Raw genomic sequence first — 26667 nt, 5'->3', positions numbered from 1 at the left:
ATATAGGAGTATAAATCGATGTTATTAGACGAGCTGATGCATGAATTTCAAGACAATGAGATGGTAGCTAAATTTATTTGCTATCATCAAAGCAACCCTGCAAGTGACAGTGCAAATATTGAAAGTTACCTTTCACAGAAGCTACAGCTGATTAAAATGATTCGCACAAATAGAGATGCACTTAGTCGACAAAAGCAAACTGCAGAGAATGGGTCATGGCAGAAGATGTGCGTTACAAGAAATCAATATACTGCCATTGAACAATACTTGTGGGATTGTGAGCAATCAAAGAGCAAACCATCTTATGATAATTTGTTGAGCTCAAGACCACAGCTAAAAAATAGCGCCTGTGTCAAAGAGGCATATATGATTAGAAGTGCTGAAAGATATAGTTATGAGAACTATCTTAAATATATGAAACAACACTATAGAGGTGTATCACAAGGGATATTGCAAGAGATACAGCAGACACTTCTAGAAGCGGCATTAGTAATACATCAGCAAAAAATCTATATTTTGCAGGCTATTTCGCTTTATATGGATAAGTCATCACAAAGCCAGATGCTTAAAATAACTGAAATTATGCCAGCGCCTAAGGTAGATGCAAACCCATTTTTTTATGTTGTTGAGCACCAGATGGAAATGGAAGAAAGTGGCACGGTAGTACAGCCTAGAGCGCGAAGTTACTCGATGGTGAATAAAGAGATTGACTGGACGCAAATTTATCTTGATTATCATGCTTGGTTGAAAGAACAACAAATATTATGTGTCAAAAATGATCTTGAACAGCAACAACAGCGCTGGCGCAATAGGTTCGCAAATAGAAACGCACGTATAGGAGCAGAAATTACAGGTTTTAACGACCAGTTTCGATTTTTTGCAGGAAAGGTATTTCGTCAATATCAGCAAAAGTGGACATTTCTATCAAGGCATAGAACCACGGTTGGAAACTCCAGAAAAGCTGAAATATTGTTTTCTTTTTCATTATTGCCACAGATCAAAATAGAGCTCAAAAGATATAGGGATATTACAGATGTACTTCATAATTATATTGAGCTATTGAGCTTGGATCGCTCAAGTAATAGACATAAAACCTCCACTCGAGGCATTAAAGCGCTAATAGCTATATTGAATTCAGAGGACATGGCTAAGTATGGCATTATAGGAGAAAAGCTCTTTATGATGATAATAAATAAAGATAACAGTAACAGTAACAGTAACAGTAACAGTAACAGTCATAAATATAAAGAGAGTGACTTTGCTCCATTTGTTGGCGCTATTGCTGTAGGCAGAGGGCAAGCAAAAAACAGGGTGTATGAGCATTTTTTACCGCATTTGCCTAGGCATAATAACGGTAACTTTAATTACCAAAAACTGGACTATTGACTAAAAAAATTAAGTGTAAGTGCGTAGTTTCCTGCTTTAGCATTTCGAATGGTATTTCCTGAAAAGGTGATGGTAATATTTTCAAATACATGACAGCTGTCAGAGGCGCGATTATTCACACGGATGTAATTGACTTTTCCATATGAAATAGGTTGTTTATTAACATAAATACGATAAGCCAAATCACCTTGATTATTGATGCCTCTGGCTTTGAACTTTCCTTGATTTGAGCTCACACGAAGTGGGAATCTTTGCTTTGTGTTTTTTATATTTTGCATATAAGCACAAAAGGTGCCAAGTGGGAAGCTTTGATCTTTATGTGCTTCAATCATCTCCCCTGTAATGATGATTTTATCGCGCATCACTAAATCCCCTAAAATATATCTAGGGGAAGTGGTGACTTTTTGCGGCTTTTTGCTGTAGAATTTTGTGCTTTCAAGTGGCTGATAGCTATAGCCTAGTGTATAGCTTAAAAATACAGCACCAAGGGTCAGAAAATGTTTGTTTAACACTTTTATGACTCAACATTAATATGGACAAGATTAACAATAGCACCTTGCACCTGAATGCCTGCCTCTCCTTTAGCATTATCGGCACTACTCTCAGGCTTTTTATACTCTTTAATCGCAAGCTCTAACTGTATCGGAGAGCTTAGTTTTACACGAGGATTTCTAGTCAGTGTGATACGTTTTTTTGCTTTTGCCTTTAATTGATAAATCAGTATCGGTTTGATTAAAACAGGCAGTGATTTTAAATCCTTGTTTTCATAGTGTATGATGTGATCAGGATCAGTGACATTACTTACGGCCACTGTAAAGGTGCCGGCAGTATCGCCAATATTTTGAATGTTTACATAGGTGCGCTTTTGAGACTTGTTAAGCGTGACATCTGGGTTTGCAATGTCTAGAACAGCACCTGCGCTTAGTAAGCTAATGCTCAAAAGCATAAGGATTAATGTAATACTATATTTCACTTTTATCATATTTTGCACCTTTCAATAAATAAAGCGTAATCTATATCCTATATAAAGAACCCTTCAAAGTAGAAGGGTTAATATACTACACAACAACAATATAATGCTAGCCTTGCAAGATAAGTGTTGGATACAGTAGGCTTGAAATTTGGCTTAGTTTCTCTAACTGAGGTTCTATTCAGCCAACAGCAATATTAAATGAGGCATTATAGGTTCCAGCTTTTGCATTTTTAATTGCATCACCTGTTAGTGTCATGTAAACAGTTTCTTTTGTTTTGCAGCTGGCAGGGGCATCATTAGCATCAACGGTTAGCTGATTGATACCGTATTTCATTGAAGCTTTGCCTATGGTGAGTTTGTAATCAATATTTCCCTCTCCTTTGGTGCCAACAATTCTAAACCCACGCTCGTTATTTGTAATTTTGACACTGACTTTACCATCTTTACGATTGGTATAGGTGCAAAATGTCGCAACTTGGAAAGTTTGTGTTTTCGCATCAGCAATCATTTGAGGGGTGATGGTGACCTTGCTTGTCATTTTTAAATCACCCAAAATATGCTTCTCTTGAACAACAACTTGCGTTTTGCCTGTTTGACTATCTCCTGATTTTGCAGCAAAGGCGCTGCCAGCAGTAAATAAAAGTGAAGTTGCAAGTAAAGGGTATAAAACTTTTTTCATAACGTTCTCCTAAATGTTAAAACACCTGACTCCTTTTATATAAAGGTATGAGAGCATGTGATTTTTTTCAATAGCAGAACAAGAAAATAAAATTTTTTTTTGTTTTAAAAATAAATTGAAAAGACGAGGGCTTAGTTAGATATTGGCATTATAGAGAGTGCATTACCTAGTTGTATTGATTTGATTTTTTGGATGTCCGTTGTAATAGCACTCAGCTTACTAAAGCTTTGCGTGTCCGTGTTATACTGATACAATCCAAAGTGATTTCTATTATCCTCAGCAACAAAGTAAAAGCTTCTCGCCTTAGCATTATTGATGCTAATTAAACGTGGGAAAACTTGTTTAAATTGTCCTTTTGTAATGGCTTTTGGATGCTGCCAAAATCCTCTAGTATAGCTATATATCTCATGTTGATTTTGCTTAGTGGTATAATAGATAGTATCTCCCATTGCCACCATTGAGTTTGGCGTTGTAAAGTTGATGTTGTCATAACCTGTCAAGGACGGCTGGTTATCTTTTAAAGAATAGCTCCAAAGTGAGCTTACATTAAACAGAAGCTGCCAGCTTGGGAAAAACTCAATACTGTTTTTCTGTGCGTTATAAGCAAGTGCAGTAATTGCAACTAATGCATGAACATTAAGCGGATATTTGTACTTTTTAATAAGCTCCAACCCACCTGTTTGTGAATTAAGGGCAAAAATGCCGACACGATTAATTAGGACTGTCTGATCTTTCATTTTTACCCAGCGGCCAAATGCCATATTGCTGGTTGAGTAGCGAGAGGAAGGAATGCTTTCCCATATCGGTAGTTTTTTACTTTGCTCACCTATTTTAAAGACACTGCCGTAGATATCTTGTGATTTGGTGTACACAGGAAGCGTGGTTGTCATAAATAGCGTGTTATTATTGTCAAAGTGCAAAGAGTTTATTCTGCCACCGAGATAGCTGGTCAACAATGGCATTTGTATGTCAGAGCCAGGCTGCATGGTAGAGCCTTTAATTCCGTTCCAGCTAATTAAACCTAAGCTTTTGCTTAAACATGCTTGTGTTGTATAGCTTAGATAGAGATTCCCAGTGGTGCTATTAATAAATGCCTTGCGAAGAGATTTATTATCAAGCAGCGTTTTATCGAGTGTGATTTCTTGGAATGTTGATCCATTAAAGCGATTTAAGCTTACTTTGTTTGTTGTATTTTTTACAAGCATGTACATATTAGTATTTGCATTGACTTGGTAGCTGAAGCTTTCTCCTTGCGTTTTAATCTCAATTGGAGGCGTTTGCTTATTATTGATTAAACTATCAGCATCATTTGTATTTACCCAAACATTACAGCTTTGATTTTTATGTGTCAGGGTAACTTGGTATTGTAATGTTGCTGCATTGTTGTTCGAAGCCGCAGGTGTAATGTGGCAAATATTATTCCAGAGGGTAGAGTTTGTATCTGTGACAATATGATAATTAGCATCGCTTGGAATGCTAAGTGTGAATGTGTTTTTTTGCTCCAGTAAATTGCTCAAAGGAATTGCCTTTGCTGCTTGAAACTTTTTATTATCGTTTGTATCAAGCGCCTCTGGCATCGCCGTTAAAACTTGGCGCGAGACATTTGCAGGAGATGTTGCATTTTTAGCATTCACTGTGATGGTACAGTTGTTGCTGTCAATTGTTTTTTTATCCAATGTAAATCCAAGCGTAAATGGTGTGCTGTTGATTTGTTGATTAGGTAGTACAACACAGTACTTTCCGCTGCCATCATTACAATTACTAATAGTGTGTGTTTGACTCAGTGATGAAAGGGCTGCTTTACACTGAGAAAAATTAATCTGCATACCTGTTGCAAGAATACCATTATCACCATTTATGATATAGCTGAGTAAATACTTTGTATCCGGAAGGAGTTTACTGTCTGTAGGTGAAGCATTTTTCACGTTTGAGCTTTGCACATTGTTAATAGATAAACGACTAAAGTGAACATTTGGATTAGCTGCATTTTTATCGACAGAGTCACTGGCAATTTCTTTGTTAGAGTTAGGATCTTTTAATAGAGTTTCAATATTACAAGTCTGCTCGCCTTTATATGTTGTTTTTGTAATAAGCGGTAGATTCATATGGCTTGAGGCATGTACATTGGGATAAGTTACATCATTGCCAGAGAGGTGCATTTTCTCTTTATCAAGAATTGCCATACAGCCACTGTAGTTAACAACAAGTGTATAGTTTTTCTGTGCAGGGTTACTACCGATATTAAGGGCTTTTGCATCCCCTTCACTGACTTCGGTTTCTATGTTGTAAGTCTGCCCCGGTAGCATTTTACCATTTTGATTGAATTGACCAGATATCGCAGTATGAACTGTTGGGTTGTTTGTAGGAGTAGGAGTGGGTGTTGGATTATCTCCTCCACTCCCTCCACAGGCTGTAAGGAGTAGAGCAGGAAGTATAGCAAGTGTATATTTATAATAAGCTGATTTGTCTTTCATAGTTTCTTTCTGATTGTTATTTGTTCATTTCGGGTTGTTAAATATATATCTCAAGATCAAATTTTCATAGCGTATTAAATACTTATTTTGTATGAAATTTAATCTTTTGTGATTGTATAGATACATAAATGGTATGAATATACCCCAAAATTATGGGGAAAATATGTTTGAACTCTAAGATGGATTCACCTAATCTGAGAGTTAAAGGTTATTGACAGGGAAATCCAATGAAGCAATTTGCTTATGTTAAATCTTTAATTTATGCTGCTTTATTTGTCATTGTTATCGCAATTGTTGTATATGCCTACTGGCCACATAAAAGCACTCAAATGACAATAAAAGCTCAGCCTGTTATGGTGCAAGTAACTGAGTCTAAACTTGCTATTCGCCCAGATATTTTAAGCTCAATTGGCGTGTTAAAGGCAAGTAAGGCAGTGAATATTGTTTCACAAACAAGTGGTATTATTAGTAAGGTTTATGTGAAAAATGGTCAGAGCGTTTCAAAAGGGGAGCTACTGTTTCAGCTAGAGAATCGATCTTATCAGCTTCAGTTGGAAGCTGCAAAAATTCAACTCAAGCAGTATAAAAACACATTTGAAAAATCCAAAGCGTTATTTGAAAAAAGGGTATTAACAGAAGTCGATTATAACACAGCCTTAAGTAACTATCAGATGCAGAGAATTGATATTGCAAAACTACAAAAGAGTATTGAAGATACAATGATTCGTGCGCCATTTTCAGGCATTATTGGCAACCTTAATATTGTTGCAGGCAGTTATGTGGCAGCGGGAGATCAAATTACAACACTTGTTAATATCAATAAGCTGATTGCCCTTTATAGCGTTCCGGGTGAGCTTTACCCTAAATTAAAGGTAGGGCAGAAAATTCAACTTTCAAGTGATGCTTATCAAGGTATGCTATATCAAGGCGTAGTCAATTTTGTCTCTCCAATTATTGATGAGACAACAAATACGGTGACAGTTAAAGCACTGGTGGATAACACCCAACATAAACTGACCGCTGGAATGTACGTTACTATTTGGCAAAATATAGGTGATCAACTCAAAATGATTGAAGTGCCAAATATGGCATTAGTCCCCACAATATCAGGGAATCAGGTCTATACAATTGAAAATAATAAGGTGGTGGCAAAAACGGTTAAGGTGAGTGCGATTATCGGTAATTCTGCTTATATTCAAAGTGGCCTCAACTCAGGTGAAAAGGTTATTACAGAAGGGCAAGAAAAGCTGAAAAATGGTGACCTAGTAAAAGTAATATCAGCGGGGTAGAGGATGAAGCTATCAGAAATATGCATCAAAAACCCAGTATTTAGTGTGGTATTATCGATTTTAATTTTGATTGTTGGATTCATTGGGTATAGCCGATTACAAGTGACAGGTTATCCAAATATCACCAATAGTGAAATTGGGATACACACAACCCTCTCAGGCGCCAGTTCATCTTATATGCAACAAAGTGTCTCAGATGTGATTGAGAATGCAGTATCGAGCATCACGGGTGTTGAAGATATTGAATCAAATAGTCAAGATGGTGTTAGCGATGTTATTGTGCGATTTTCTGCGGGGGTGAATGTTGATGAAAAACTCAATCAAATTACCAATGCAGTAGCTAAGGTTGCAAGTCTTTTACCAGAGGGAGTTGAAGGGCCTGATATTAATCAGGCAAATCCAAATTCAACCCCGATTATTGATTTGTTTTTTAGCTCAAAAAAGATGAAAACAACAGAGCTAACTGATTATATTAATCGTTATATTCTGCCGAATTTCAAGAAAATTCAAGGCGTTGCTGAGGTGCAGCTTTTTGGTGATGAGCCTTATGCACTTCGCATATGGTTGCAACCACAAAAAATGGCAACGCTGCATGTGACAGCAGAGGATGTGCTAAATGCAATTGCTACGCAAAATATACTAAGTGCCAGTGGAGAGATTAAAACACCCTCACGCGATTATGCACTGGTGCCCAATGCAAAAATAGAAGACCTTGATGGGTTTAAGCGAATTGTCGTAACACACTATCAAGGGAAAAATATTCTCCTACAGGATGTTGCAAAGATTGAGCTTGGAGAAAATCAAACCTCAACAGCATCTTTTTTGAATAACAAACAAGGGGTTGGCATCGGCATTGTGCCAACAGATAATGCCAACCCACTTACTGTTGCTAAAGCGGTATATCATAACTTAGATCAAATTAAAGAGTCTCTGCCAGATGATATTCATTACAAGGTTGGCTTTGATCTGACAAGCTTTTTAAAAGCATCGATTGACACAACCTATGAAACCTTTGTGATTGCCATTATATTAGTGGTGTTAGTGATTATTGTATTTATAGGGTCAATTCGCGCCAGTCTCATTCCAATTGCAACGCTGCCAATTTGTTTAATTGGCAGTTTTATTTTTTTGTACTGGATGGGCTTTAGTTTAAATGTATTAACACTCTTATCATTGGTGTTAGCGGTGGGCTTGATTGTTGATGATGCTATCGTTGTTGTTGAAAATATTCACCGCCATATTCAGTTGGGACTCACGCCACTAGAGGCAGCGATAAAAGGCATGAGGGAAATTGGCTTTGCAATATTGGTGATTACCTTGACGTTAGCCGCGGTATTTGCCCCAATTGGATTTAGTCAGGGGCTAACTGGGCAGCTGTTTTGGCAGTTTGCATTTACAATGGTGGTAGCGGTACTTTTATCTGGATTTATTGCGGTGACATTATCGCCTATGATGTGTGCATATCTTTTAAAGAAGGATAAAACACAAGGCTATAGTGCACGTTTGAATATATGGGTAGATAAATTATCTCACTTTGTGGCAGAAGTAGTGAATCATATTTTAAGATATCGGGTTATCACCTTGATTAGTTTTGCTGTTTTTATTCTTTGTGGCGGGCTTATTTACAACATGCTGCCAAAAATGTTGGCGCCACAAAGTGATCAGGGTAATATTACGATTCCGCTTCAAGCATCACCTAATGCTAGTTTTTCATATATGAAAGAGCATGCGCTTCTTGTTAGTCATATTTTAAGTGAACAAGAGGAGGGGGTAAATACAATTATTAACCTTGGTCAACCAAATACCTATCAAGGAAATGCAAATCTTATTTTAAAGCCGTGGGATAAAAGAGATAAAACACAAAGTGAAATTGAGGCTGAGCTACAGAAGAAGCTTGCTAACATTCCGGGAATAATCGCCTCTCCAGCACCAGCGCCACCACTTGGTATTGGTGGACAAGGGGGCTTTAGCATTGAGTTTATTCTAAGCACGCAAAACTCTTTTGAGTATCTATATCATGTTGCACAGAGGATTATCTCAGCCATGCAAAAAAATCCGAATTTTATTGATATAGGAACAAATATTCAGTTTAATGAATCTGAATATCAAGCCAATATTAATCGTAGTTTGGCTGCTGATGTTGGTGTAAATGTTGAGGATATTTCTAATACACTGGCTGTGTTTATGGGAGATTATATTGCCGGTAAATACTATTATGATAACTACCCTTATAATATTATTGTCTCCTCGCATCCAAGCAATAAAAATTCATTAAATGCACTACAAAGCATCTATGTTCCAACCTCCTCTGGTGGAATGGTGCCCATTTCATCATTTATTTCCACAAAGATTAAAACGATTCCAACCGTGCTCACAAATTACAATAAAGAGCATGCGCTGCATATTATGGCAAACTTAAAAGGTGATTACAGTACTGGGCTTGCGATCGATGATATACAACAAATTTTAAAAGCAGATTTGCCGAATGATGTTGGTTATACTTGGTTTGGCCAGACAAAAAATTATATAGAGTCTTCGGGGACAATGCTGCAAAATTTACTGTTAGGTATTATTTTTATTTATCTTTTGTTATCAGCGCAGTTTGGAAGCTTTAGGCAGCCATTGATTATTCTTATCACGGTTCCATTAGCGTTAGTTGGTGCACTGATTGCGCTTTATATCTCATCCAGTAGCATCAATGTATTTAGTCAGATTGGTTTTATCACCTTGGTTGGGCTTATTAGCAAACATGGTATTTTAATTACTGAGTTCGCAAATCAGTTACGTCTTAAAGGTATGAAAAAGGAGCAGGCAGTTATCGAGGCACTGAAAGTGCGGATAAAGCCTATTTTAATGACAACTTTAGCAATGGTGCTAGGTGCACTACCGCTTGTTTTTGGTACAGGTGCAGGTCATGAATATGCACAGCAGCTAGGGATTGTTATTGTCGGCGGGTTGGTTATTGGAACTTTGGCAGCTTTAGTGATCGTTCCACTATTTTATCTGTTGATTTCAAAATCAGATGATTCGCTGTAGCGCACTTACTTTTGCACTACAACATACATTCTGGGCATAGTGATGTGGATTTGATTATTATGATCTAGTTGTAATGCCAATTTTTCTTTTATTTTATCTCGCAGTTTCTTAATATAACTTGAGCTAACCCTTTCAGGGTCGCTGTAGCAGCACGGATTAAATAGGCTCACTAAGAAATTTGATTCATATTGAGAAAATGCCTGATGTAAATCTAATGTGGTGACTTGTTCTTCTTCGTATGATTCAATGTGTTCAAATCCAGCAAGTGTTAGCTCTAATAGAAAGCTCTCTTTGTCAGAGTATAAGTAAATGGGGTTATTAAAAGTAGAAATTAAAGAGGCGATTTCATTATCTTCAGAAATAATTGCTTCAAGTGCTTGCATTAGTTGAGGTGTAAACATATCTCTATACATAATCTGAGCAATTAAATACCCATTTGGCTTAAGAGCAGCATGCATTTTTTGATAACATAACTGGCGATTTTTTAAGTAATAAAACGCAGAGTTTGAAAAGATAATGTTATATTTTTGCGTCTCACCTAGTGCTTCAGCTCCTTGCTGCACATAGGCGAGATTTGTCGCTGCATAGTTAGCTTTAGAGGCTGCTATCATTTCCTTAGAGATATCAATTCCCGTGACCATTCCTTTGGTTAGTTTTGAGATTTCATAAGTAATTTGTCCACTACCACTGCCAATGTCTAATACACAGTCGGTTGATTTTAAGTAATGACGTAGATAGTTTAAAGTTCGTATTGCCGCTTTTGACTGGGTGATTGCATTTTTTTCGTATGATTTTGCAATAAGATCAAAATTACTCATAATAAATTCCTTGTTGCAGCTTTATATAGATGGTGCACCCGAGGCGATTTGAACGCCTGACCTTTGGCTCCGGAGGCCAACGCTCTATCCAGCTGAGCTACGGGTGCTGATAACGAACAGGAACATTACCAAAAAAATACAATAAAAGCTAGAGATTGCGTCGTGAACTTTGTTATTATTGAGGAAATTTAAAGGATTATCGGATGTTATGCGCGTTTTGTTAAATTTGCTTCTTTTTATCGTAGTTGTTTTGGCTGTGCTATGGTTTTTGCCATTTTCACTTTTTTTAGTGTTGGCATTTATTTTGCTGCTTTTATACTTTTTGCCAAGCTACATTGCCTTTAAAAAGCACCATCCCAATAGTATTTTTATCTTTATTATTAACTTATTATTTGGCTTTACTTTGATTGTGTGGTTGGTGTGTTTAATCTTAGCTATCGTCTATAATCCGCCTGTTAAAGTGGTTGAACACCATTATCACAATTAATTGAACATCAACTTCTCGAGTCTGTTATATGTTAAATGAATTTCAACAAAAAGCGGTATTGCTACCCAATAAAAATGCGCTTATTTTGGCAGGCGCTGGAAGTGGGAAAACACGCGTATTAACAAGTCGTATTGCGCATTTATGTCAAAAGCAACGTATCTCACCACAATCTATTCTAGCGGTGACATTTACCAATAAGGCTGCCAGAGAAATGCGCGAAAGAGTTGAGCAGCTTTTGGGCTATTCGACGAGGGGAATGTGGCTTGGTACTTTTCATGGAATAGCTCATAGATTGTTACGCCAACATGCACAAGAGCTTGGGTTTGATCGGCATTTTAAAGTGTTAGATCAAGATGATCAGTTGCAAATGATAAAGCGCCTTGTTGCACATTTAAACTTGGATGACAGGCTTTATGCGCCTAAATATCTTCAACATTATATTAATGCTAAAAAGGATGAAGGGGTTCGTGCTGAGAGTCTAAATGATAAAAGTGTTGATCAAGAAGTCATTAGATTATACCAAGCCTATGAGTTAAGATTAAAAGCGGATAACGCACTTGATTTTGCGGATTTATTATTATGTGCCAACGAGCTGCTTACACATAATGAAGTGCTGAGATCCTATTATCAAAAGCGCTTTCAATATATCTTGATTGATGAGTTTCAAGATACAAATACAATACAATATAAGTGGCTTGAGAAGCTTTACTCTGGTGATAATACCGTTATGGCTGTAGGCGATGATGACCAGTCTATCTATGGCTGGCGTGGTGCTAAAGTTGAAAATATTCAAAAGTTTATCGATGATTTTGGTGAAGTTGAAGTGATCCGCTTAGAGCAGAATTACCGCTCAACACAGATTATTCTTGATGCTGCAAATGCTGTTATTACTAATAATATCGATCGCATGGGTAAAACGCTATGGTCTGAAAAAGAAAGAGGGGAGCAAATTGCCTTTTATGAGGCCTTCAATGAACGTGATGAGGCCGATTTTATTGCAGGAAGGATATACAACTTATGGAAAAATGAGCATTTGACATTGAAAGATATAGCTATTTTATATCGCTCAAATGCGCAGTCACGTGTTATAGAGGAGGCGTTATTAAAAGAGGGAGTTCCTTATCGGATTTATGGCGGAGTGCGATTTTTTGATCGAGCTGAAATTAAAGATGCATTGGCCTATTTACGCTTAATGGCGCTAAAAAGTGATAACCTTGCTTTTGAGCGCATTATAAATACCCCAACTCGTGGCATTGGTGCCAAGACTTTGGAAGTTATTCGTGATTATGCTGCTGATTATGATTTATCATTATGGCATGCAGCTAAGGCCGTGATTGAAAGAAAGTTGCTCTCTAGTCGTGCACTTAAAGCACTTAGTGAGTTTATCAATATGATTGAGGAGTTAAGTGAATATATTGATACACTGACGCTGGAAGATCTTATGCGACTGGTGCTTGAAAAATCTGGATTACTTCGATCATATGAAGCAGGGAAATCTGAGAAATCTCAGCAAAAGCTTGAGAACTTAAAAGAGCTTGTGAATGCTGCAAGCGAATTTATTCCCCCTGTCGAAGATGTTGAGACAAATGAAGCACGCCTTTTGGAGTTTTTATCATTTGCTGTTTTGGAATCAGGAGAAATGCAGGCAGATGAAAATATAGATAGTGTTCAAATGATGACGCTTCATAGTGCAAAAGGACTTGAGTTTCCCTATGTGTTTATGACAGGACTGGAGGATGGGCTTTTCCCTTCTTCAAGGTCGATTGACTCTCCTAAGAAGCTTGCAGAAGAAAGACGTCTTTGCTATGTCGGAATTACTCGGGCAATGGCAAAGCTGACTTTAAGTTATAGTAAAGTGCGCCATCAGTATGGGGATATAAACTATCAAATTAAATCACGCTTTTTACATGAGATTCCAGATGATTATATTAAGAGCGTGAGAACAAGTGTGAAAAAAAGTGAAACGCCATCTTTTGGGATCTCGCCTTTTGAGTTTCTTAAAAAGAATACGCCGGATTCAGCATTTAAAACAGGTGATTTTGTCAATCATACTAAGTTTGGTATTGGTGTTTTTCTTAAATCTGAAGGTGAAGGTGATGAGCGCCTTTATCATATCGACTTTAAAGCAGGCGGTGGTAAAAAGGTGCTGCTGGCTAAAATGGCAAAGCTCTCGAAGCTGTAGTTTGTGCTGCATTAATTTTTCTTTCGTTATTTTTCTACGATTATTTATTTATTTTATAGCAAAATCCCGTTAATTTTTGAGTTTGTTGTAGATAATTTTACAACAATCATGAGCTGTGATTACACAGATTCATTCAATGAGGAGGGAGCAAAATATATGAAACGTATCATTAATGGCATTAAATTGTCAGCATTTTTTGCATTAGCAATGAATGCTGCTGAAGCAAATAAAACACTTGTCTATTGTTCAGAAGCATCCCCTGAGGGATTCAATCCTGCGCTTTTTACAACGGGCACAACCTTTGATGCAGCATCCAAGACGCTGTTTAATCGATTGGTTGAGTTTAAACTTGGAACAACAGAGGTTGAACCGGGATTAGCAGAGCGCTGGGAAGTATCAAAAGATGGCAAGACATACACGTTTTATTTACGAAAAAATGTACAATTTAATAGCACAAAAGACTTCAAGTCAACCCGAAATTTCAATGCAGATGATGTTATTTTTAGTTTTGAGCGTCAGCTTGATGTCAATAATCCTTATCACAAGATTTCAGGTGGAAATTATGAGTATTTTAATAGCATGGGCATGGGCTCGCTCATTAAGAAAATAGATCGGGTGAATGATTATACGGTTCGCTTTGAGTTAAATCATGCTGAAGCACCATTTATCGCAAATCTGGCGATGGATTTTGCCTCTATCTTTTCAGCAGAGCAAGCTCAAGAGTATTTAAAAAATGGAACGCCAGAGAAGCTTGATCAAACGCCTGTTGGAACAGGTCCATTCCAGTTATTTCAATATCGTAAAGATGCAACAATCCGTTATATGGCAAATAAGCATTATTGGGGAGGGGTACCAAAGATAAGTAGGCTTATTTTTGCTATTACACCAGATGCTTCTGTGCGTTATGCCAAGATACAATCTGGCGAGTGTCAGGTGATGCCATTTCCAAATCCATCTGATATCGCATTGATGGAGAAAAATAAATCCATTCATGTTATGCAAAAAGAGGGGTTGAATGTTGGCTATTTGGCTTTTAATGTTCAGAAAAAACCATTTGATAATATTAAAGTCAGACAAGCGCTGAACATGGCCATTGATAAAGCGGCAATTATAAAAGCAGTGTTTGATAATAAGGCGACTATCGCAAAAAATCCGATTCCACCGACAATGTGGTCGTATAATGATGAGGTTAAAGATTATCCCTATGATATAGAAAAAGCCAAGGCGCTGTTAGCTGAGGCAGGTTATGAAAATGGCTTTACAACAACGATATGGGCGATGCCGGTGCAGCGACCATATAATCCAGATGCAAGAAAAATGGCAGAGATTATTCAGGCAGATTGGGAAAAAATTGGTGTGAAGGCAAAAATTGTCAGCTATGAGTGGGGAGAGTATCTCAATAGAGCACAAAAGGGAGAGCATGATACTATTTTGCTTGGCTGGACAGGGGATAATGGTGATCCAGATAATTTCCTATCAGTGTTATTAAGCTGTGATGCCGTGAAAGGAGCCAATTATGCAAAATGGTGTAATAAGGAATTTGATGCACTGATTGCTAAAGCCAAGAGGTTATCAGATCAGGGTGAGAGAACAAAGCTCTATAAAAAGGCACAGGTTGTTTTTAAAGAACAAGCGCCTTGGGTAACGATTGCTCATGCTAGAACTTATGTGCCTGTCAGCAATAAAGTGCATGGTTATATCGTTGATCCTTTAGGGACGCATCAATTTAAATCAGTCAGCGTAAACTAGGTTTATTAGCACTTTTATAGGATGGATTTATGTTTTTGAGTCCATAAGTTAGCTTTGCAAGGGAGATCATGCATGATCAAATTTGTACTTCGTAAGTTTGCATTAATTATTCCAACGTTTTTAGGTATTACCTTATTAACTTTTATATTAGTGCATCTTATCCCGGGTGACCCTGTTGAAATTATGGCAGGAGAGAGGGGGCTAGATCCTGTGCGCCATGCACAAATGATGGCGCAATTAGGCTTGGATCAGCCACTTGTTGTTCAATATTTTAAATATCTATGGGGATTGCTTCATGGTGATTTAGGTAAATCAATTGTCACAAATACCCCGGTGATTAAAGAGTTTTCAATACTTTTTCCTGCAACGGTAGAGCTCTCTTTGTTAGCGATTATCTTTGCAGTGGTAATTGGTTTACCATTAGGGATTATTGCAGCAATGAAACGAGGCTCTATCCTAGATCATGGTGTTATGGGTGTTTCCTTGGCTGGTTACTCAATGCCAATTTTCTGGTGGGCACTTTTGTTAATATTGCTTTTTTCAGTACAACTTGGCATTACGCCTGTTTCAGGCAGAATAGGTGCAGAATATTGGATTGATGAAGTGACAGGGTTTATGTTAATTGACACTTTATTAGCAGGGGATATAAGTGCCTTTTACTCTGCGTTGCATCATCTTATCTTACCTGCTATCGTGCTTGGTACCATTCCACTTGCCGTTATTGCAAGAATGACACGCTCTTCTATGCTTGAGGTGTTGGAAGAAGATTATATCCGTGCCGCCAGAGCAAAAGGGATTGCCCCTTGGCGCGTTATCGTTATTCACGCACTTAGAAACGCACTTATTCCCGTTGTCACAGTTATTGGGCTTCAAGTCGGTGTTTTGATGGCAGGTGCCATTTTGACAGAGACAATATTTTCATGGCCGGGGATTGGTAAGTGGCTAATAGAGTCGATTCAACGAAGAGATTATCCTGTTGTTCAAGGCGGAATTTTAATCGTTGCGACGATCATTATTTTAATTAATGCGTTAGTGGATATTACTTATGGAATAATTAATCCGCGTATTCACCATCAACACTGATAAGAGGTAGTTATGGCGCAAACATTAGTATTAGACAGTGCTACAGAAGTAGCTCCAGTTGGTCCTTTAAAAGAATGTTGGCAGCACTTTATTAAAAATAAAGGTGCGCTGATTGGACTTGTTTTTATCTGTATACTTATTTTATCAGCAATATTTGCAGGGGTTATTGCACCACATTCACCAACAATGCAATATCGTGATGCTATTTTAATGCCACCTGTGTGGAGTGAGGGTGGTAGTTGGCAGTTTATTCTAGGCACAGATTCGGTGGGCAGAGATATCCTATCAAGATTGATTTATGGAGCAAGAATGTCACTATTAATTGGCTTAATGGTTGTTATTGTTGCTGCTTTTTGTGGGGTAACACTTGGGCTTTTTGCCGGCTTTGTAAGAGGTAAGCTCGAGAGTGTTATTATGAGAGTTGCTGATATTATGTTGGCGGTCCCAAGTTTATTATTAGCTATTGCGATTGTTGCCGTTTTGGGGCCAAGCTTAATTAATGCGGTCATTTCAATTGCGATTGTTTCTATTCCGCACTATATTCGTCTAACGCGTGCCGCGGTTGTTGCCGAAAAATCGCGTGATTATGTTACTTCCTCCAAAATGGCGGGAGCGGGTATGTTAAGACTCATGTTCATCAGTATTTTGCCTAACTGTTTGGCGCCACTTATTGTGCAGGCAACGCTCGGATTCTCAAGTGCAATATTAGATATGGCTGCACTTGGGTTTCTTGGCTTTGGTGCTCAGCCACCCACTCCTGAGTGGGGGAGTATGCTTGCAGATGCTAGGCGCTATATTCAAAGCGCTTGGTGGGTGGTAACTTTCCCGGGAGTGTTGATTTTATTGACGGTTATCGCATTTAATCTGATGGGTGATGGTTTAAGAGATGCATTAGATCCTAAATTGAAAAAGCAATAGGGGGAAAGATGACACTATTAAATGTAAATAATTTATCGGTAAGCTTTAATGCATTTAAGGCGGTAGATCAGCTTTCACTATCTGTTTCAGAAGGGGAAGTAGTTGGTGTTGTTGGCGAGTCAGGTTCTGGCAAAAGTGTTATGTCCATGGCAATGATGGGGCTTTTAGATACACAGGCGAATGTTGAATTTGAAGCGTTTCATTTGGATAAAAAAGATATGCTTAGCCTCTCATCTAAAAAGCGAAGAGAGATGATGGGAAAGGATATTTCAATGATTTTTCAAGATGCGCTGACAAGTTTAAATCCATGCTATAGCGTGGGTGCGCAGATTGTTGAAGCATTAACAACGCATGAAAAAATAACAAAGAAAAAGGCCAAAGAAAAGGCTTTGCATTTATTAGAAACAGTGGGGATTCCTGATCCCAAAAAACGTATCGATAACTACCCACATCAGCTTTCAGGAGGAATGTGCCAACGGGTTATGATTGCAATGGCATTGGCCTGTAAGCCTAAGCTTCTTATTGCAGATGAGCCAACAACGGCACTTGATGTTACTATTCAGGCGCAGGTGATAGAGCTTTTATTAACGCTGCAAAAACAATACCAGATGGGAATGATCCTTATTACACACGATTTAGCACTGGTGTCCGAGGTGGCAGATAAAATTGTTGTGATGTATGCAGGTAAAGTGGTTGAATCTGGATCTGTTGATGAAGTTTTTCATACGCCAAAGCACCCTTATACTCAAGCACTTTTAAGATCGTTACCAGAGTTTGGTGAAAGTGGAAAGCGCTTATATGCACTTGAAGGGGTTGTGCCAGGTGCAAATGATCGACCAAATGGATGTTTGTTTTCACCTAGGTGCCAGTATGCAAATTTAGAATGCCAAAGAAAGCCGGAGCTAAAAACACAAGATGCCAGAGAAGTGCTATGCCACTTCCCGCTTAATCACTATGGGAGCCCTGTTTATGAGTGATACAATTCTATCTCAAATAAAAAATACAGCAGATGATACAGCTGGAGTTGAAGGGTTTAGTGACAGTGAAATAGTGCTTTCGGCTGAAAATGTAAAGCGTCACTATCAGGGCGCTCGTTCACTCTTTAAAAATGCAAATGTGGTTAAGGCTTTAGATGGTGTGTCTTTTGAAGCAAAAAGAGGAAAAACACTTGCTGTTGTGGGTGAGTCGGGTTGCGGAAAGTCTACCTTGGCAAAAAGTTTGACAATGATAGAGGAGCCAACCTCAGGCGTTTTGCGTTATAAAGGTCAGATACTGAGTCAAATGACAAAGCATGAAAAAAAGGAAATACGCCAAAAGATTCAGATGATTTTTCAAAACCCTTATGCGGCGCTGAATCCAAGGAAGAAAATAGGCACTATTTTAGAAGAGCCTTTGTTGATTAATACCAAATTAACCAAGTCAGAACGTAAAGCGCGTGCCTTAAGTATGCTAGCAACTGTGGGCTTAAAAAAAGAGCACTACAGTCGCTATCCGCATATGTTCTCAGGCGGGCAGCGCCAGCGAATAGTGATTGCCAGAAGTCTTATGTTATCGCCAGATATTATCGTTGCAGATGAGCCTGTCTCGGCACTTGATGTTTCCGTACAGGCACAGGTGTTAAATTTAATGATGGATTTGCAGTTAAAGCACAAGCTAAGCTATATTTTTATCTCTCATGATTTGTCTGTCGTCCGTCATATTGCTCATGAAGTGATTGTCATGTATTTGGGTAAAGTGGTAGAACAGGCTAATACTAAAGATTTATTTGATGCGCCAAAGCATCCCTATACCAAAGCACTTTTATCCAGTGTACCAACCTTGGAAGCGAAAGCCGTTGGAAAAGAGAGAATTCGTTTGCAAGGCGAACTTCCATCACCTTTAAATCCACCAGCAGGTTGTGCGTTTCATACACGTTGTCCATTTGCAAAAGGACTATGTGAAAATACAATGCCTGATTTACAGGAAAAAGATAAAAAACACTTGGTTGCATGCCATTTTGCTTAAAAGTAAAGTATTGAAAGAAAAATATAGCTGCCTATAAGCGTTTAAGTTGATTATAATTAGCAGACAATCAGAAGTTGTATAATACTTTATCTATTTTATGGAACATCATACAGATGTGTTAATTATTGGCGCTGGTACTGCTGGATTAACAGCGGCATTAGAGTTGGCTGAAAAGGCAAAAGTTACCATTTTATGTAAATCCACCTTGGGCGAGGGATCCAGTTTGTATGCCCAAGGGGGAATTGCCGCTGTCATGGATGAGGGTGACTCTTTGGAGTCGCATATACAAGATACCCTTATTGCTGGAGATGGTCTATGTGATGAAAAAGCGGTACGCTTTACTGTTGAACATGCAAAAGAGGGTATTGAATGGCTTATTTCTCAAGGGGTAAGCTTTACCGTTGATAGTAGTGATAACAGCACCTATCATTTAACGCAAGAAGGTGGGCACTCCTATCGCAGGATTTTGCATGCAGCGGATGCCACTGGAAAAGAGGTGCAAACAACCTTGGTATCACTGGCAAAAGCGCATAAAAACATCAGCATCTATGAGCACTATAATGTAGTGGATTTAATTTGCCATCAAAGAAAGTGTGTGGGTGCATATGTGCTTAATATCAAGACAAAAAAAGTAGAGACTTTTGCTGCAAAAGCGACTATTTTGGCAACAGGCGGCGCCTCTCGTGTTTATCAATACTCTACCAATCCAGTTGTCTCTAGTGGTGATGGAATCGCTATTGCCTATCGTGCTGGCTGTAAAGTTGCCAATTTAGAGTTTAATCAATTTCATCCTACTTGTCTTTATCATCCCAAAGCAGGCTCTTTTTTATTAAGTGAGGCATTAAGGGGAGAAGGGGCTTATTTAATTGCCAATAATAAGCGCTTTATGTTAGAGATTGATTCAAGGGCAGAGCTTGCCCCGCGCGATATTGTTGCCCGTGCAATTGATTTTCAGATGAAAAAATATGGTCTTGAGTGTGTTTATTTAGACATGCGACATAAATCTAAAGCATTTATTACTTCGCATTTTCCAATGATTTATCAATCACTGTTAAAATACGGGTTTGATCTTACAAAAGATCAAATTCCAGTTGTTCCGGCAGCGCATTATACCTGCGGTGGTGTGATGGTTGATCAGCGTGCAAGAACAGATATTACAGGCCTGTATGCAGCAGGTGAGGTAACCTATACTGGTCTTCATGGTGCCAATCGCATGGCAAGTAACTCGCTTTTGGAATGCCTAGTCTATGCTAAAGCAGCAGCTGAAGATATAACAAATCAGCTTGATAACTGGACGCTGGAGAGAGACTTACCCAAGTGGGATGATGCTTTGGTAGAAGACTCTGAGGAGGAGGTTTTTATCCACCATAATTGGAAAGAGCTCAGGCGTTTTATGTGGGATTTTATGGGTATTGTAAGAAGCAATAAACGTCTTGCCCGCGCATCAAATAGAATTAATTTATTACGACAAGAAGTATTTGAGTATTATTCGGATTTTACGATTACTTCAGATTTGCTCGAGCTTAGAAATTTAGTGTTGGTTGCCGAGTTGATGGTTGAGTCTGCCAAAAGGAGAAAAGAAAGTAGAGGGCTGCATTATACTTTAGATTATAAGCATAAAGATAAGCGTTATCTAAAACCGACAATCATTCGACCAGCTAAATCGCTCTAATTTCTCATGACTTGAACGGTATCAAATTCTCCAAGCCCCCAAAAGCCATCTTTGCCTGTGACCATGCCTTGATGGTTAATTGCAATTAAGCCCTTTATCCCGCGGGTAAATAGCCAGATGATGCCCCAGATATATACAAGCCATCCAATTAAGATAATAGAGAGTAAAATAGCAATAAGTAGGTAAGCAACACCATACCAGAACGTTTTAATTTGAAATTGAAAGTGAGTTCTTAACCAAAGTGGTGTGTCAGGGGAGTTTCGTTTTACATAAGCAATAATAACGCCGATAATAGCCAAAAGTCCGGTAAAAAAAGCGAAAAAATAAAGAATATATACAATTCTAGCAAGTGTTTGATCTTTCATTTTTATCCTTTGATGTTCTATATTTATTCAATTCACAGATAGTATAAACAACTTAAATAAGATCATTAAGTGCTTATAGCAAAGCTGTGTTTATTTCTTTATGATTGGTATATAATGTTGCCCATGAATTGATAATGGTAAAAAGAATGCAGATTGTTGAAGAGATTCGATCTGAAGCATTGGCTGAAGTTGAAAAGACATTAAATAGACAAGATCTAGATCAAATTCGTGTCCAATATTTGGGCAAAAAAGGCAAGCTAACCGCTATAATGAAAGAGCTTGGGAAGCTTCCTAAAGAGGAGAAACCAAAGCTTGGGCAAGCTGTGAATGTTGCAAAAGACGATTTACAAAGTGCAATTAATGCGCGCTTAGAGGCGATTGATGCCAAAGAGTTAAGTGAGCGATTGGCAAAGGAAAAAATCGATATTACCTTGCCGGGGGTTGGACAAGTTCAAGGACATATTCATCCTGTGAGTAAAACATTACAGCGCATTGAGCAGTTTTTTACTGAAATGGGCTTTAGTATTGAACATGGTCCTGAGATTGAAGATGATTATCATAATTTTGAGGCGCTTAACATTCCCTCTCATCATCCAGCCAGAGCCATGCATGATACATTCTACTTTAACCCCAATTCGGTTTTAAGGACACATACATCAGGTGTGCAGATTCGCACCATGAAAAAACAAGCGCCTCCTATCAGAATGATTGCCCCTGGCAGAGTATATCGTTGTGACTCCGATATGACACACTCACCTATGTTCCATCAGGTTGAAGGGCTTTGGGTTGATGAAGATGTGTCATTTGCTGATTTAAAAGGAATGCTTCAGGCATTTTTAAGTGCATTTTTTGAGAAAGATTTAAAAATGCGCTTTAGACCTTCTTACTTCCCATTTACAGAGCCATCGGCTGAGGCGGATATGGAGTGTGTAATGTGTAATGGAAAAGGCTGTCGAGTTTGTAAGCAAACAGGGTGGCTTGAAGTATTGGGTTGTGGCATGGTGCATCCAAATGTATTAGAAGCAGGTGGTATTGATTCAAAAAAATATCAAGGCTTTGCAATGGGAATGGGGGTAGAGCGCTTAGCAATGCTTCGCTATGGTATTAGTGATTTACGACTGTTTTTTGAGAATGATTTACGCTTTTTAAAGCAGTTTTAATTGATATATCAATGAGTAAGTTATTGTCATCAGTGTAAATTAAGATAGATTTATTTGAGGAAGAGTTATGAAATTTAGCCAATTATGGTTGAATCAGTATTTAGAGCATCAATTTGATGCGGATGAGTTATCTGAAAAGCTTACAGCTGCTGGGCTTGAAGTGGATGCTGTGGAACCGGTTAGTGCAAGTTTCACTAAAGTGGTTATCGGTGAAATACAGTCAATGATTAAGCACCCAGATGCAGATAAACTCAATGTTTGTCAGGTGGATATTGGCACGGAAATTGTCACAATTGTGTGTGGCGCTCCCAATGTGTTTGTTGGAATGAAGGCGCCAACAGCGTTAATTGGTGCCGTTTTGCCGGGCGATTTTAAAATCAAAAAAAGTAAGCTTAGAGGGCAAGAGTCATTTGGTATGCTTTGTTCTGAAAAAGAGCTTGGTATTTCAGATGAGTCAAATGGACTTATGATACTTCCAAATGATGCACCTGTTGGTCAGGATATACGCGCCTATTTACAGCTTAATGATGTTAGTATTGAAGTGGATTTAACACCCAATAGGGCTGATTGTTTGAGTGTTTATGGCATTGCAAGAGAAGTAGCTGCGCTAAGTGATAGTCATTGTAAGACATTTGAATTTAAAACAGTTCATCCTCAGATTAAAGATAAAAAAGAGATTCAAATCAAAGCGCAAAATGCCTGCCCGATTTACTATGGTCGTGTTATTAAAAATGTCGATACGAAGGCACAGACGCCAATTTGGATGAAAGAGCGTTTAAGACGTTCAGGTTTAAGGTCTATCTCAGTGATTGTTGATATCACCAATTATATACTATTAGAAATTGGCCAACCAATGCATGCCTTTGATTTTGATGTGCTTGATGGTGATATTCAAGTAAGAATGGCAAATGAAAACGAAAAATTGACCTTATTGGATGAGAATCAGGTTGTCTTAAAAAAAGATACGCTAGTTATTGCAGATGATAAAAAAGCGCTAGCAATGGCCGGCATTATGGGTGGGCTTGAAAGTTCAGTTCAATCTGGAAAAACCACGAATATCTTTTTAGAAAGTGCATTTTTTACACCAAGTGATATCGCTGGGAAAGCAAGAGGGTATGGGCTACATACTGACTCATCACATCGCTATGAACGTGGCGTTGATCCAAAGCTTGCTGAAAAGGCAATTGAATATGCCACTCAGCTTATCCTTGAGATTGCCGGTGGTAGTGTAGGGCCTGTTAGCGCATGTAAGTTATGGAGTGAGAAGGCAACTGAGATTACATTAACCCTAGAGAAAACAAATCGTTTATTGGGCATTAAAGTAGATGAGGCATTCATTGAGAATGTGTTAATGCGACTGAATATGCGCTTTAATCGATTAAACGATGGCGCTTGGCAAGTGAGCGCTCCTTCTTATCGCTTTGATATGGCGATTGAGGAAGATTTAATTGAAGAGGTGGGTCGTGTGTATGGCTATCAGAATATTCCCTTCACGTTACCAAAACTGCAAAGTGTTAAAAAGGAAGTCTCTGAGAAAAAGCTAATTAAGCATACACTGAAGTCTGTGTTGGTTAATCGAGGCTATTATGAAAGCATTAATTACAGCTTTATTGATCCAAAGCTAGATGAAATATTCTTTGATGTTGCTGGTATTTCTCTTCAAAATCCAATTTCTCAAGATTTATCAGTGATGCGCCAAAGTTTGATTCCTGGGATTCTTTTAAGCTTTAAAAATAATTTAAATAGGCAGCAATCAAGAGTTAGACTGTTTGAGGAAGGTGTTTGCTTTTATGAGCATAATGATAGCAGTATCAAAGACTCACCTTTTAATGAAATTGCAAAAATTGCAGGTTTAGCCTATGGTCCACTGACAACACCAAATTGGAAAGAGAAAAGTGTAAGTGACTTTTATTATGTGAAATCAGATGTTGAGGCACTGTTAGCATTAACTAGAAAATCCTATCGCTTTGATGTTTGTGATGATTTACCATGGCTGCACCCGGGACAATCTGCTTATATTTATCATCAAAATAAAAAAATTGGCGTGATCGGTGTACTCCATCCGCATATTCTTAAACAGATGAATATCAAATCAAAAGCACCTGTTGTCTTTGAACTTGATTTGGCAGAAATTGAAAACAAAGATGCAACCCAGTTTGAGCCAGTTTCTAAGTTCCCATCAGTGAATCGTGATATTGCTTTTGTGGTTGATCGTAAGATAAGCGTTGATGCGCTTGTTGCTTCAGTGAAAGCAAGCGAATTAAGTGCGCTTAAAAAGGTGGAGGTATTTGACCTTTATGAAGGGGAGAGTATTGGTCATGAAAATAAGAGTATTGCGCTTAATTTGACTTTTCAATGGCTTGAAAAAACCTTAACTGATACGGAGATTAATGCGTGGATGGATACTATTATTAAGCAAGTTAAAGCTGATGTTGGTGGTGAGATACGTTCTTAATGTATAAATGCAAATAAAGAGTCAAGTTGGTTACACACAAATTTTCATACTAGTAAAACTTAAATGTTGCGATTAAGCTAGGATAGCTTGACAAGAGACGTATAATTTCACCTTGGTAAATTTTTACGTGAGCATGTTTAAGATGGGATGTTAAAATTCGTGTAGCTTGGCATGCAGATAAAAGTGGAATTGAGCCATAAAAAAAGTATTAAGTATTTGAATATTGTCATGAAAGGTATGTCAATTATTTTTGTACCTTATGCAAGTTGGTAGTTTAATAATAGGTTTGCGTATATGACTAAGAATATGAAATACCAATAGTTCTTTGTTGCGTAAATTTACGCTATTTCTACGCAATTTTTCATTTATAATCTTCTGTTTTAATTTTAATCTAAAAACGAGAGAATATATGACGCAAAAAATAAAGAGATTTATGAGCAGGATAAAATTTTTAAGTATTATTTTATCATTGTTAATTGTTACTGATGCTTATAGTGGGGCGCATAATAATAAGATCAGTTTTATGACGTATTATCAGGTGGATAGTACGCATATGAAGATGGAGGATTATGTTGACGGAAAAATCACTATAAAAGAAGTGAAAATCTCTGAAGGGCAAGAGGATAAGGAGAGGAAGTATTCATCAGGCAGTACAGTCCCTGTTAAAGATGGTGAGGCTATCTTTAGAGTGGGTCGGCATGGCACTAAAGATGTCGCCAAATGGTTTAATGAGACTATAACTCCAAGCAATACCGTTTATAACCATGATCCAAGCGAGTTGAATTTTGCTTTTCTCGTAGACCTCCATCTCACTTTTCATGACCATTCTCTGACATTTAAGGATATAGTATTAGCTCAGGGTCATGCTAGTGCCAAAAACAATTGGTGGTTTGGAGGTAAGCATTGTGGCGCTATTCTGGGTGAGGGTCTTAATGGTGTTGTCTGTAAAGGTAGTGACCAAGAAGGTATTTTATATGATATTAGATTTATACGAAGTGCAGATAGTGTTTCCACAATATTAGTAGAGGATATCTTCAAGAGTGATGAAGAGTTAAACATCTCACCTGCATGCTAAAAGCTTAAAAGATCAATGGTTAATTTTATTATTAACAAATAGGGTGATAAATGTTCACATGTAGTTCTATAATTATTAAATTTTTCATTAGGGTAAGCCTATCTATACTGCTGGTATTTGGAATTGTTCACGCTGCGACGCTCCGGAATAATAAAATAACTTTCCATTACGTAACCAATCTCGGTTTTATTCCTGAAGACTATAGTTGCACTATATATCAACCGTGTTCCAATATCATAAGATATGAAGTTGATAAGTTAACTAAAGATCAGACATTAATATTAAGATCTGGTCGTAAGGATAGTGAAAAGGTAGCTAATACTTTTAAGGAATACGTGGGTGGTAATAATAACTGTTTTCCCGATTTGCCTAATGAGATGAACTTTGCTTATAAAGGATATTTTTCATTTTATTATCAAGGTATATACAATAGCTTTGCCGAGTTCACAATTGGGCAAACTGGGGAAGGGGGGAGTAATACATGGAGAATAGGTGGTCCAGAGTGCCATATAAAAAAAAATAGGAATGACAAAACCTATCTTGAATGCATAAGTGTTGAAGGTCATGTTGTTAATTTTACCCGTACTGTTGCTATTGGAGATAGCAAGGGATTTGATATAGATATGCCTCATTTAACAAAACGCCATAAACACAATGGTATTGAAGAATAAGAGTAGGTGGTGGTGTTTCCCTTTGTCTTTTATATGTTTCTTCCCCATTCGACTCGGTTGATGTAAAGACCAATCACAGTATCATGCATAAACTCACTTTTTGAAAAACAAATGCTCTTTCTAGCAAGCCTTTTAATCCTTGTCCTAAAGGTTAGAAACTTACGCTCAATCTTTTGTGTATTTCGCTTCCC

General features: G+C 37.9%; 21 protein-coding genes, 1 tRNA gene and 1 pseudogene. 15 read left to right on the top strand and 8 right to left on the bottom strand.

Translation table 11 applies throughout. The features are described from left to right. Nucleotides 1–18 precede the first annotated feature (18 nt). Complete coding sequence (locus A37Q_RS0105355; RefSeq protein ID WP_018299253.1) at nt 19–1386, top strand: hypothetical protein; 1368 nt, start codon at nt 19–21, stop codon at nt 1384–1386. Here A37Q_RS0105355 and A37Q_RS0105350 read toward each other — a convergent pair. The 4 genes from A37Q_RS0105350 to A37Q_RS0105335 all read right to left on the bottom strand — a co-directional run bounded on the left by A37Q_RS0105350 (nt 1380) and on the right by A37Q_RS0105335 (nt 5512). Then, complete coding sequence (locus A37Q_RS0105350; RefSeq protein WP_018299252.1) at nt 1380–1898, bottom strand: hypothetical protein; 519 nt, start codon at nt 1896–1898, stop codon at nt 1380–1382. The two genes, A37Q_RS0105355 and A37Q_RS0105350, sit on opposite strands and share 7 nt — an antisense overlap. 2 nt (nt 1899–1900) lie before the next feature. Beyond that, the gene (locus A37Q_RS0105345) at nt 1901–2368 is read right to left on the bottom strand and encodes a hypothetical protein (RefSeq protein ID WP_018299251.1); all 468 of its coding nucleotides are present in this window, start codon (nt 2366–2368) and stop codon (nt 1901–1903) included. A gap of 169 nt (nt 2369–2537) precedes the next feature. Next, complete coding sequence (locus A37Q_RS0105340) at nt 2538–3038, bottom strand: hypothetical protein (protein ID WP_018299250.1); 501 nt, start codon at nt 3036–3038, stop codon at nt 2538–2540. Between the two features lie 131 nt (nt 3039–3169). Beyond that, nucleotides 3170–5512 (bottom strand): hypothetical protein, encoded by a 2343-nt coding sequence (locus A37Q_RS0105335; RefSeq protein WP_018299249.1) that lies wholly within the window; start codon nt 5510–5512, stop codon nt 3170–3172. A 227-nt stretch (nt 5513–5739) separates the two neighbouring features. Between A37Q_RS0105335 and A37Q_RS0105330 the strand changes: the two genes are divergently transcribed. Together A37Q_RS0105330 and A37Q_RS0105325 are read left to right on the top strand one after the other, a co-directional pair. Then, complete coding sequence (locus A37Q_RS0105330) at nt 5740–6801, top strand: efflux RND transporter periplasmic adaptor subunit (RefSeq protein ID WP_018299248.1); 1062 nt, start codon at nt 5740–5742, stop codon at nt 6799–6801. Between the two features lie 3 nt (nt 6802–6804). Then, on the top strand, nt 6805–9837 hold the full coding sequence (locus tag A37Q_RS0105325; RefSeq protein ID WP_018299247.1) for an efflux RND transporter permease subunit: 3033 nt from the start codon (nt 6805–6807) through the stop codon (nt 9835–9837). A 5-nt stretch (nt 9838–9842) separates the two neighbouring features. Here the strand turns inward: A37Q_RS0105325 and A37Q_RS0105320 are convergent, their stop codons facing one another. Continuing rightward, nucleotides 9843–10655: a class I SAM-dependent methyltransferase gene (locus tag A37Q_RS0105320; RefSeq protein WP_018299246.1), complete on the bottom strand. Its 813-nt coding sequence runs from the start codon at nt 10653–10655 to the stop codon at nt 9843–9845. A gap of 30 nt (nt 10656–10685) precedes the next feature. Beyond that, nucleotides 10686–10762 (bottom strand) — tRNA-Arg (locus tag A37Q_RS0105315). 101 nt (nt 10763–10863) lie between these two features. Here A37Q_RS0105315 and A37Q_RS14680 point away from each other — a divergent pair. The 8 genes and pseudogenes from A37Q_RS14680 (at nt 10864) to nadB (ending at nt 20750) form a co-directional block, all read left to right on the top strand. Further along, entirely contained in the window at nt 10864–11142 is a 279-nt protein-coding gene (locus A37Q_RS14680; protein ID WP_018299245.1) for a superinfection immunity protein, read from the top strand. A 4-nt stretch (nt 11143–11146) separates the two neighbouring features. Then, nucleotides 11147–13324 (top strand): annotated as a pseudogene (uvrD, locus tag A37Q_RS0105305) (DNA helicase II); the annotation flags it as partial. A 156-nt stretch (nt 13325–13480) separates the two neighbouring features. Then, the gene (locus A37Q_RS0105300) at nt 13481–15073 is read left to right on the top strand and encodes an ABC transporter substrate-binding protein (RefSeq protein WP_018299243.1); all 1593 of its coding nucleotides are present in this window, start codon (nt 13481–13483) and stop codon (nt 15071–15073) included. Between the two features lie 72 nt (nt 15074–15145). Beyond that, nucleotides 15146–16156 (top strand): ABC transporter permease subunit, encoded by a 1011-nt coding sequence (locus A37Q_RS0105295; protein ID WP_018299242.1) that lies wholly within the window; start codon nt 15146–15148, stop codon nt 16154–16156. A 12-nt stretch (nt 16157–16168) separates the two neighbouring features. Further along, nucleotides 16169–17074 carry an ABC transporter permease subunit gene (locus A37Q_RS0105290; protein ID WP_018299241.1) on the top strand — a complete coding sequence of 302 codons (906 nt, stop codon included), beginning with the start codon at nt 16169–16171 and terminating at the stop codon, nt 17072–17074. 8 nt (nt 17075–17082) lie between these two features. Beyond that, nucleotides 17083–18051: an oligopeptide/dipeptide ABC transporter ATP-binding protein gene (locus A37Q_RS0105285; RefSeq protein ID WP_018299240.1), complete on the top strand. Its 969-nt coding sequence runs from the start codon at nt 17083–17085 to the stop codon at nt 18049–18051. Beyond that, nucleotides 18044–19078, top strand: coding sequence for an ABC transporter ATP-binding protein (locus tag A37Q_RS0105280; RefSeq protein WP_018299239.1), 1035 nt, complete (start codon nt 18044–18046; stop codon nt 19076–19078). The genes A37Q_RS0105285 and A37Q_RS0105280 overlap by 8 nt, the downstream gene beginning before the upstream one ends. Nucleotides 19079–19175: 97 nt before the next feature. After that, the gene (gene nadB, locus A37Q_RS0105275; RefSeq protein WP_018299238.1) at nt 19176–20750 is read left to right on the top strand and encodes an L-aspartate oxidase; all 1575 of its coding nucleotides are present in this window, start codon (nt 19176–19178) and stop codon (nt 20748–20750) included. Here the strand turns inward: nadB and A37Q_RS14675 are convergent. After that, entirely contained in the window at nt 20747–21115 is a 369-nt protein-coding gene (locus A37Q_RS14675; protein WP_018299237.1) for a DUF4870 family protein, read from the bottom strand. The genes nadB and A37Q_RS14675 overlap by 4 nt on opposite strands. Before the next feature lie 146 nt (nt 21116–21261). Here A37Q_RS14675 and pheS point away from each other — a divergent pair, with 146 nt between their 5' ends. The 4 genes from pheS to A37Q_RS0105250 all read left to right on the top strand — a co-directional run bounded on the left by pheS (nt 21262) and on the right by A37Q_RS0105250 (nt 26476). After that, on the top strand, nt 21262–22275 hold the full coding sequence (gene pheS, locus A37Q_RS0105265; protein ID WP_026196539.1) for a phenylalanine--tRNA ligase subunit alpha: 1014 nt from the start codon (nt 21262–21264) through the stop codon (nt 22273–22275). 67 nt (nt 22276–22342) lie between these two features. Further along, nucleotides 22343–24730 (top strand): phenylalanine--tRNA ligase subunit beta, encoded by a 2388-nt coding sequence (gene pheT, locus A37Q_RS0105260; protein ID WP_018299235.1) that lies wholly within the window; start codon nt 22343–22345, stop codon nt 24728–24730. A 433-nt stretch (nt 24731–25163) separates the two neighbouring features. Continuing rightward, a complete protein-coding gene (locus tag A37Q_RS0105255; protein ID WP_018299233.1) occupies nt 25164–25805 on the top strand; it encodes a hypothetical protein in 642 nt (213 codons plus the stop codon). A gap of 50 nt (nt 25806–25855) precedes the next feature. Beyond that, complete coding sequence (locus A37Q_RS0105250) at nt 25856–26476, top strand: hypothetical protein (protein WP_018299232.1); 621 nt, start codon at nt 25856–25858, stop codon at nt 26474–26476. Nucleotides 26477–26505: 29 nt separating this feature from the next. Here the strand turns inward: A37Q_RS0105250 and A37Q_RS15815 are convergent. Further along, the coding region (locus A37Q_RS15815; RefSeq protein WP_018299231.1) for an IS1 family transposase at nt 26506–26667 on the bottom strand (162 nt) is incomplete at its 5' end.

The organism is Fangia hongkongensis FSC776 = DSM 21703, assembly GCF_000379445.1.
Classification (GTDB): domain Bacteria; phylum Pseudomonadota; class Gammaproteobacteria; order Francisellales; family Francisellaceae; genus Fangia; species Fangia hongkongensis.
The sequence above is the reverse complement of the archived record's forward strand: the minus strand, read 5'-3'. Positions and strand labels throughout refer to the sequence as shown.

Coding starts and splice junctions, on each gene's coding strand:
- A37Q_RS0105320 (WP_018299246.1), bottom strand. CDS start 10,655: ATGAGTAATTTTGATCTTATTGCAAAATCATACGAAAAAAATGCAATC.
- A37Q_RS0105330 (WP_018299248.1), top strand. CDS start 5,740: ATGAAGCAATTTGCTTATGTTAAATCTTTAATTTATGCTGCTTTATTT.
- A37Q_RS0105255 (WP_018299233.1), top strand. CDS start 25,164: ATGAGCAGGATAAAATTTTTAAGTATTATTTTATCATTGTTAATTGTT.
- A37Q_RS0105290 (WP_018299241.1), top strand. CDS start 16,169: ATGGCGCAAACATTAGTATTAGACAGTGCTACAGAAGTAGCTCCAGTT.
- A37Q_RS14680 (WP_018299245.1), top strand. CDS start 10,864: ATGCGCGTTTTGTTAAATTTGCTTCTTTTTATCGTAGTTGTTTTGGCT.
- A37Q_RS0105325 (WP_018299247.1), top strand. CDS start 6,805: ATGAAGCTATCAGAAATATGCATCAAAAACCCAGTATTTAGTGTGGTA.
- A37Q_RS14675 (WP_018299237.1), bottom strand. CDS start 21,115: ATGAAAGATCAAACACTTGCTAGAATTGTATATATTCTTTATTTTTTC.
- pheT (WP_018299235.1), top strand. CDS start 22,343: ATGAAATTTAGCCAATTATGGTTGAATCAGTATTTAGAGCATCAATTT.
- A37Q_RS0105335 (WP_018299249.1), bottom strand. CDS start 5,512: ATGAAAGACAAATCAGCTTATTATAAATATACACTTGCTATACTTCCT.
- A37Q_RS0105355 (WP_018299253.1), top strand. CDS start 19: ATGTTATTAGACGAGCTGATGCATGAATTTCAAGACAATGAGATGGTA.
- A37Q_RS0105280 (WP_018299239.1), top strand. CDS start 18,044: ATGAGTGATACAATTCTATCTCAAATAAAAAATACAGCAGATGATACA.
- pheS (WP_026196539.1), top strand. CDS start 21,262: ATGCAGATTGTTGAAGAGATTCGATCTGAAGCATTGGCTGAAGTTGAA.
- A37Q_RS0105285 (WP_018299240.1), top strand. CDS start 17,083: ATGACACTATTAAATGTAAATAATTTATCGGTAAGCTTTAATGCATTT.
- A37Q_RS0105250 (WP_018299232.1), top strand. CDS start 25,856: ATGTTCACATGTAGTTCTATAATTATTAAATTTTTCATTAGGGTAAGC.
- nadB (WP_018299238.1), top strand. CDS start 19,176: ATGGAACATCATACAGATGTGTTAATTATTGGCGCTGGTACTGCTGGA.
- A37Q_RS0105340 (WP_018299250.1), bottom strand. CDS start 3,038: ATGAAAAAAGTTTTATACCCTTTACTTGCAACTTCACTTTTATTTACT.
- A37Q_RS0105295 (WP_018299242.1), top strand. CDS start 15,146: ATGATCAAATTTGTACTTCGTAAGTTTGCATTAATTATTCCAACGTTT.
- A37Q_RS0105300 (WP_018299243.1), top strand. CDS start 13,481: ATGAAACGTATCATTAATGGCATTAAATTGTCAGCATTTTTTGCATTA.
- A37Q_RS0105345 (WP_018299251.1), bottom strand. CDS start 2,368: ATGATAAAAGTGAAATATAGTATTACATTAATCCTTATGCTTTTGAGC.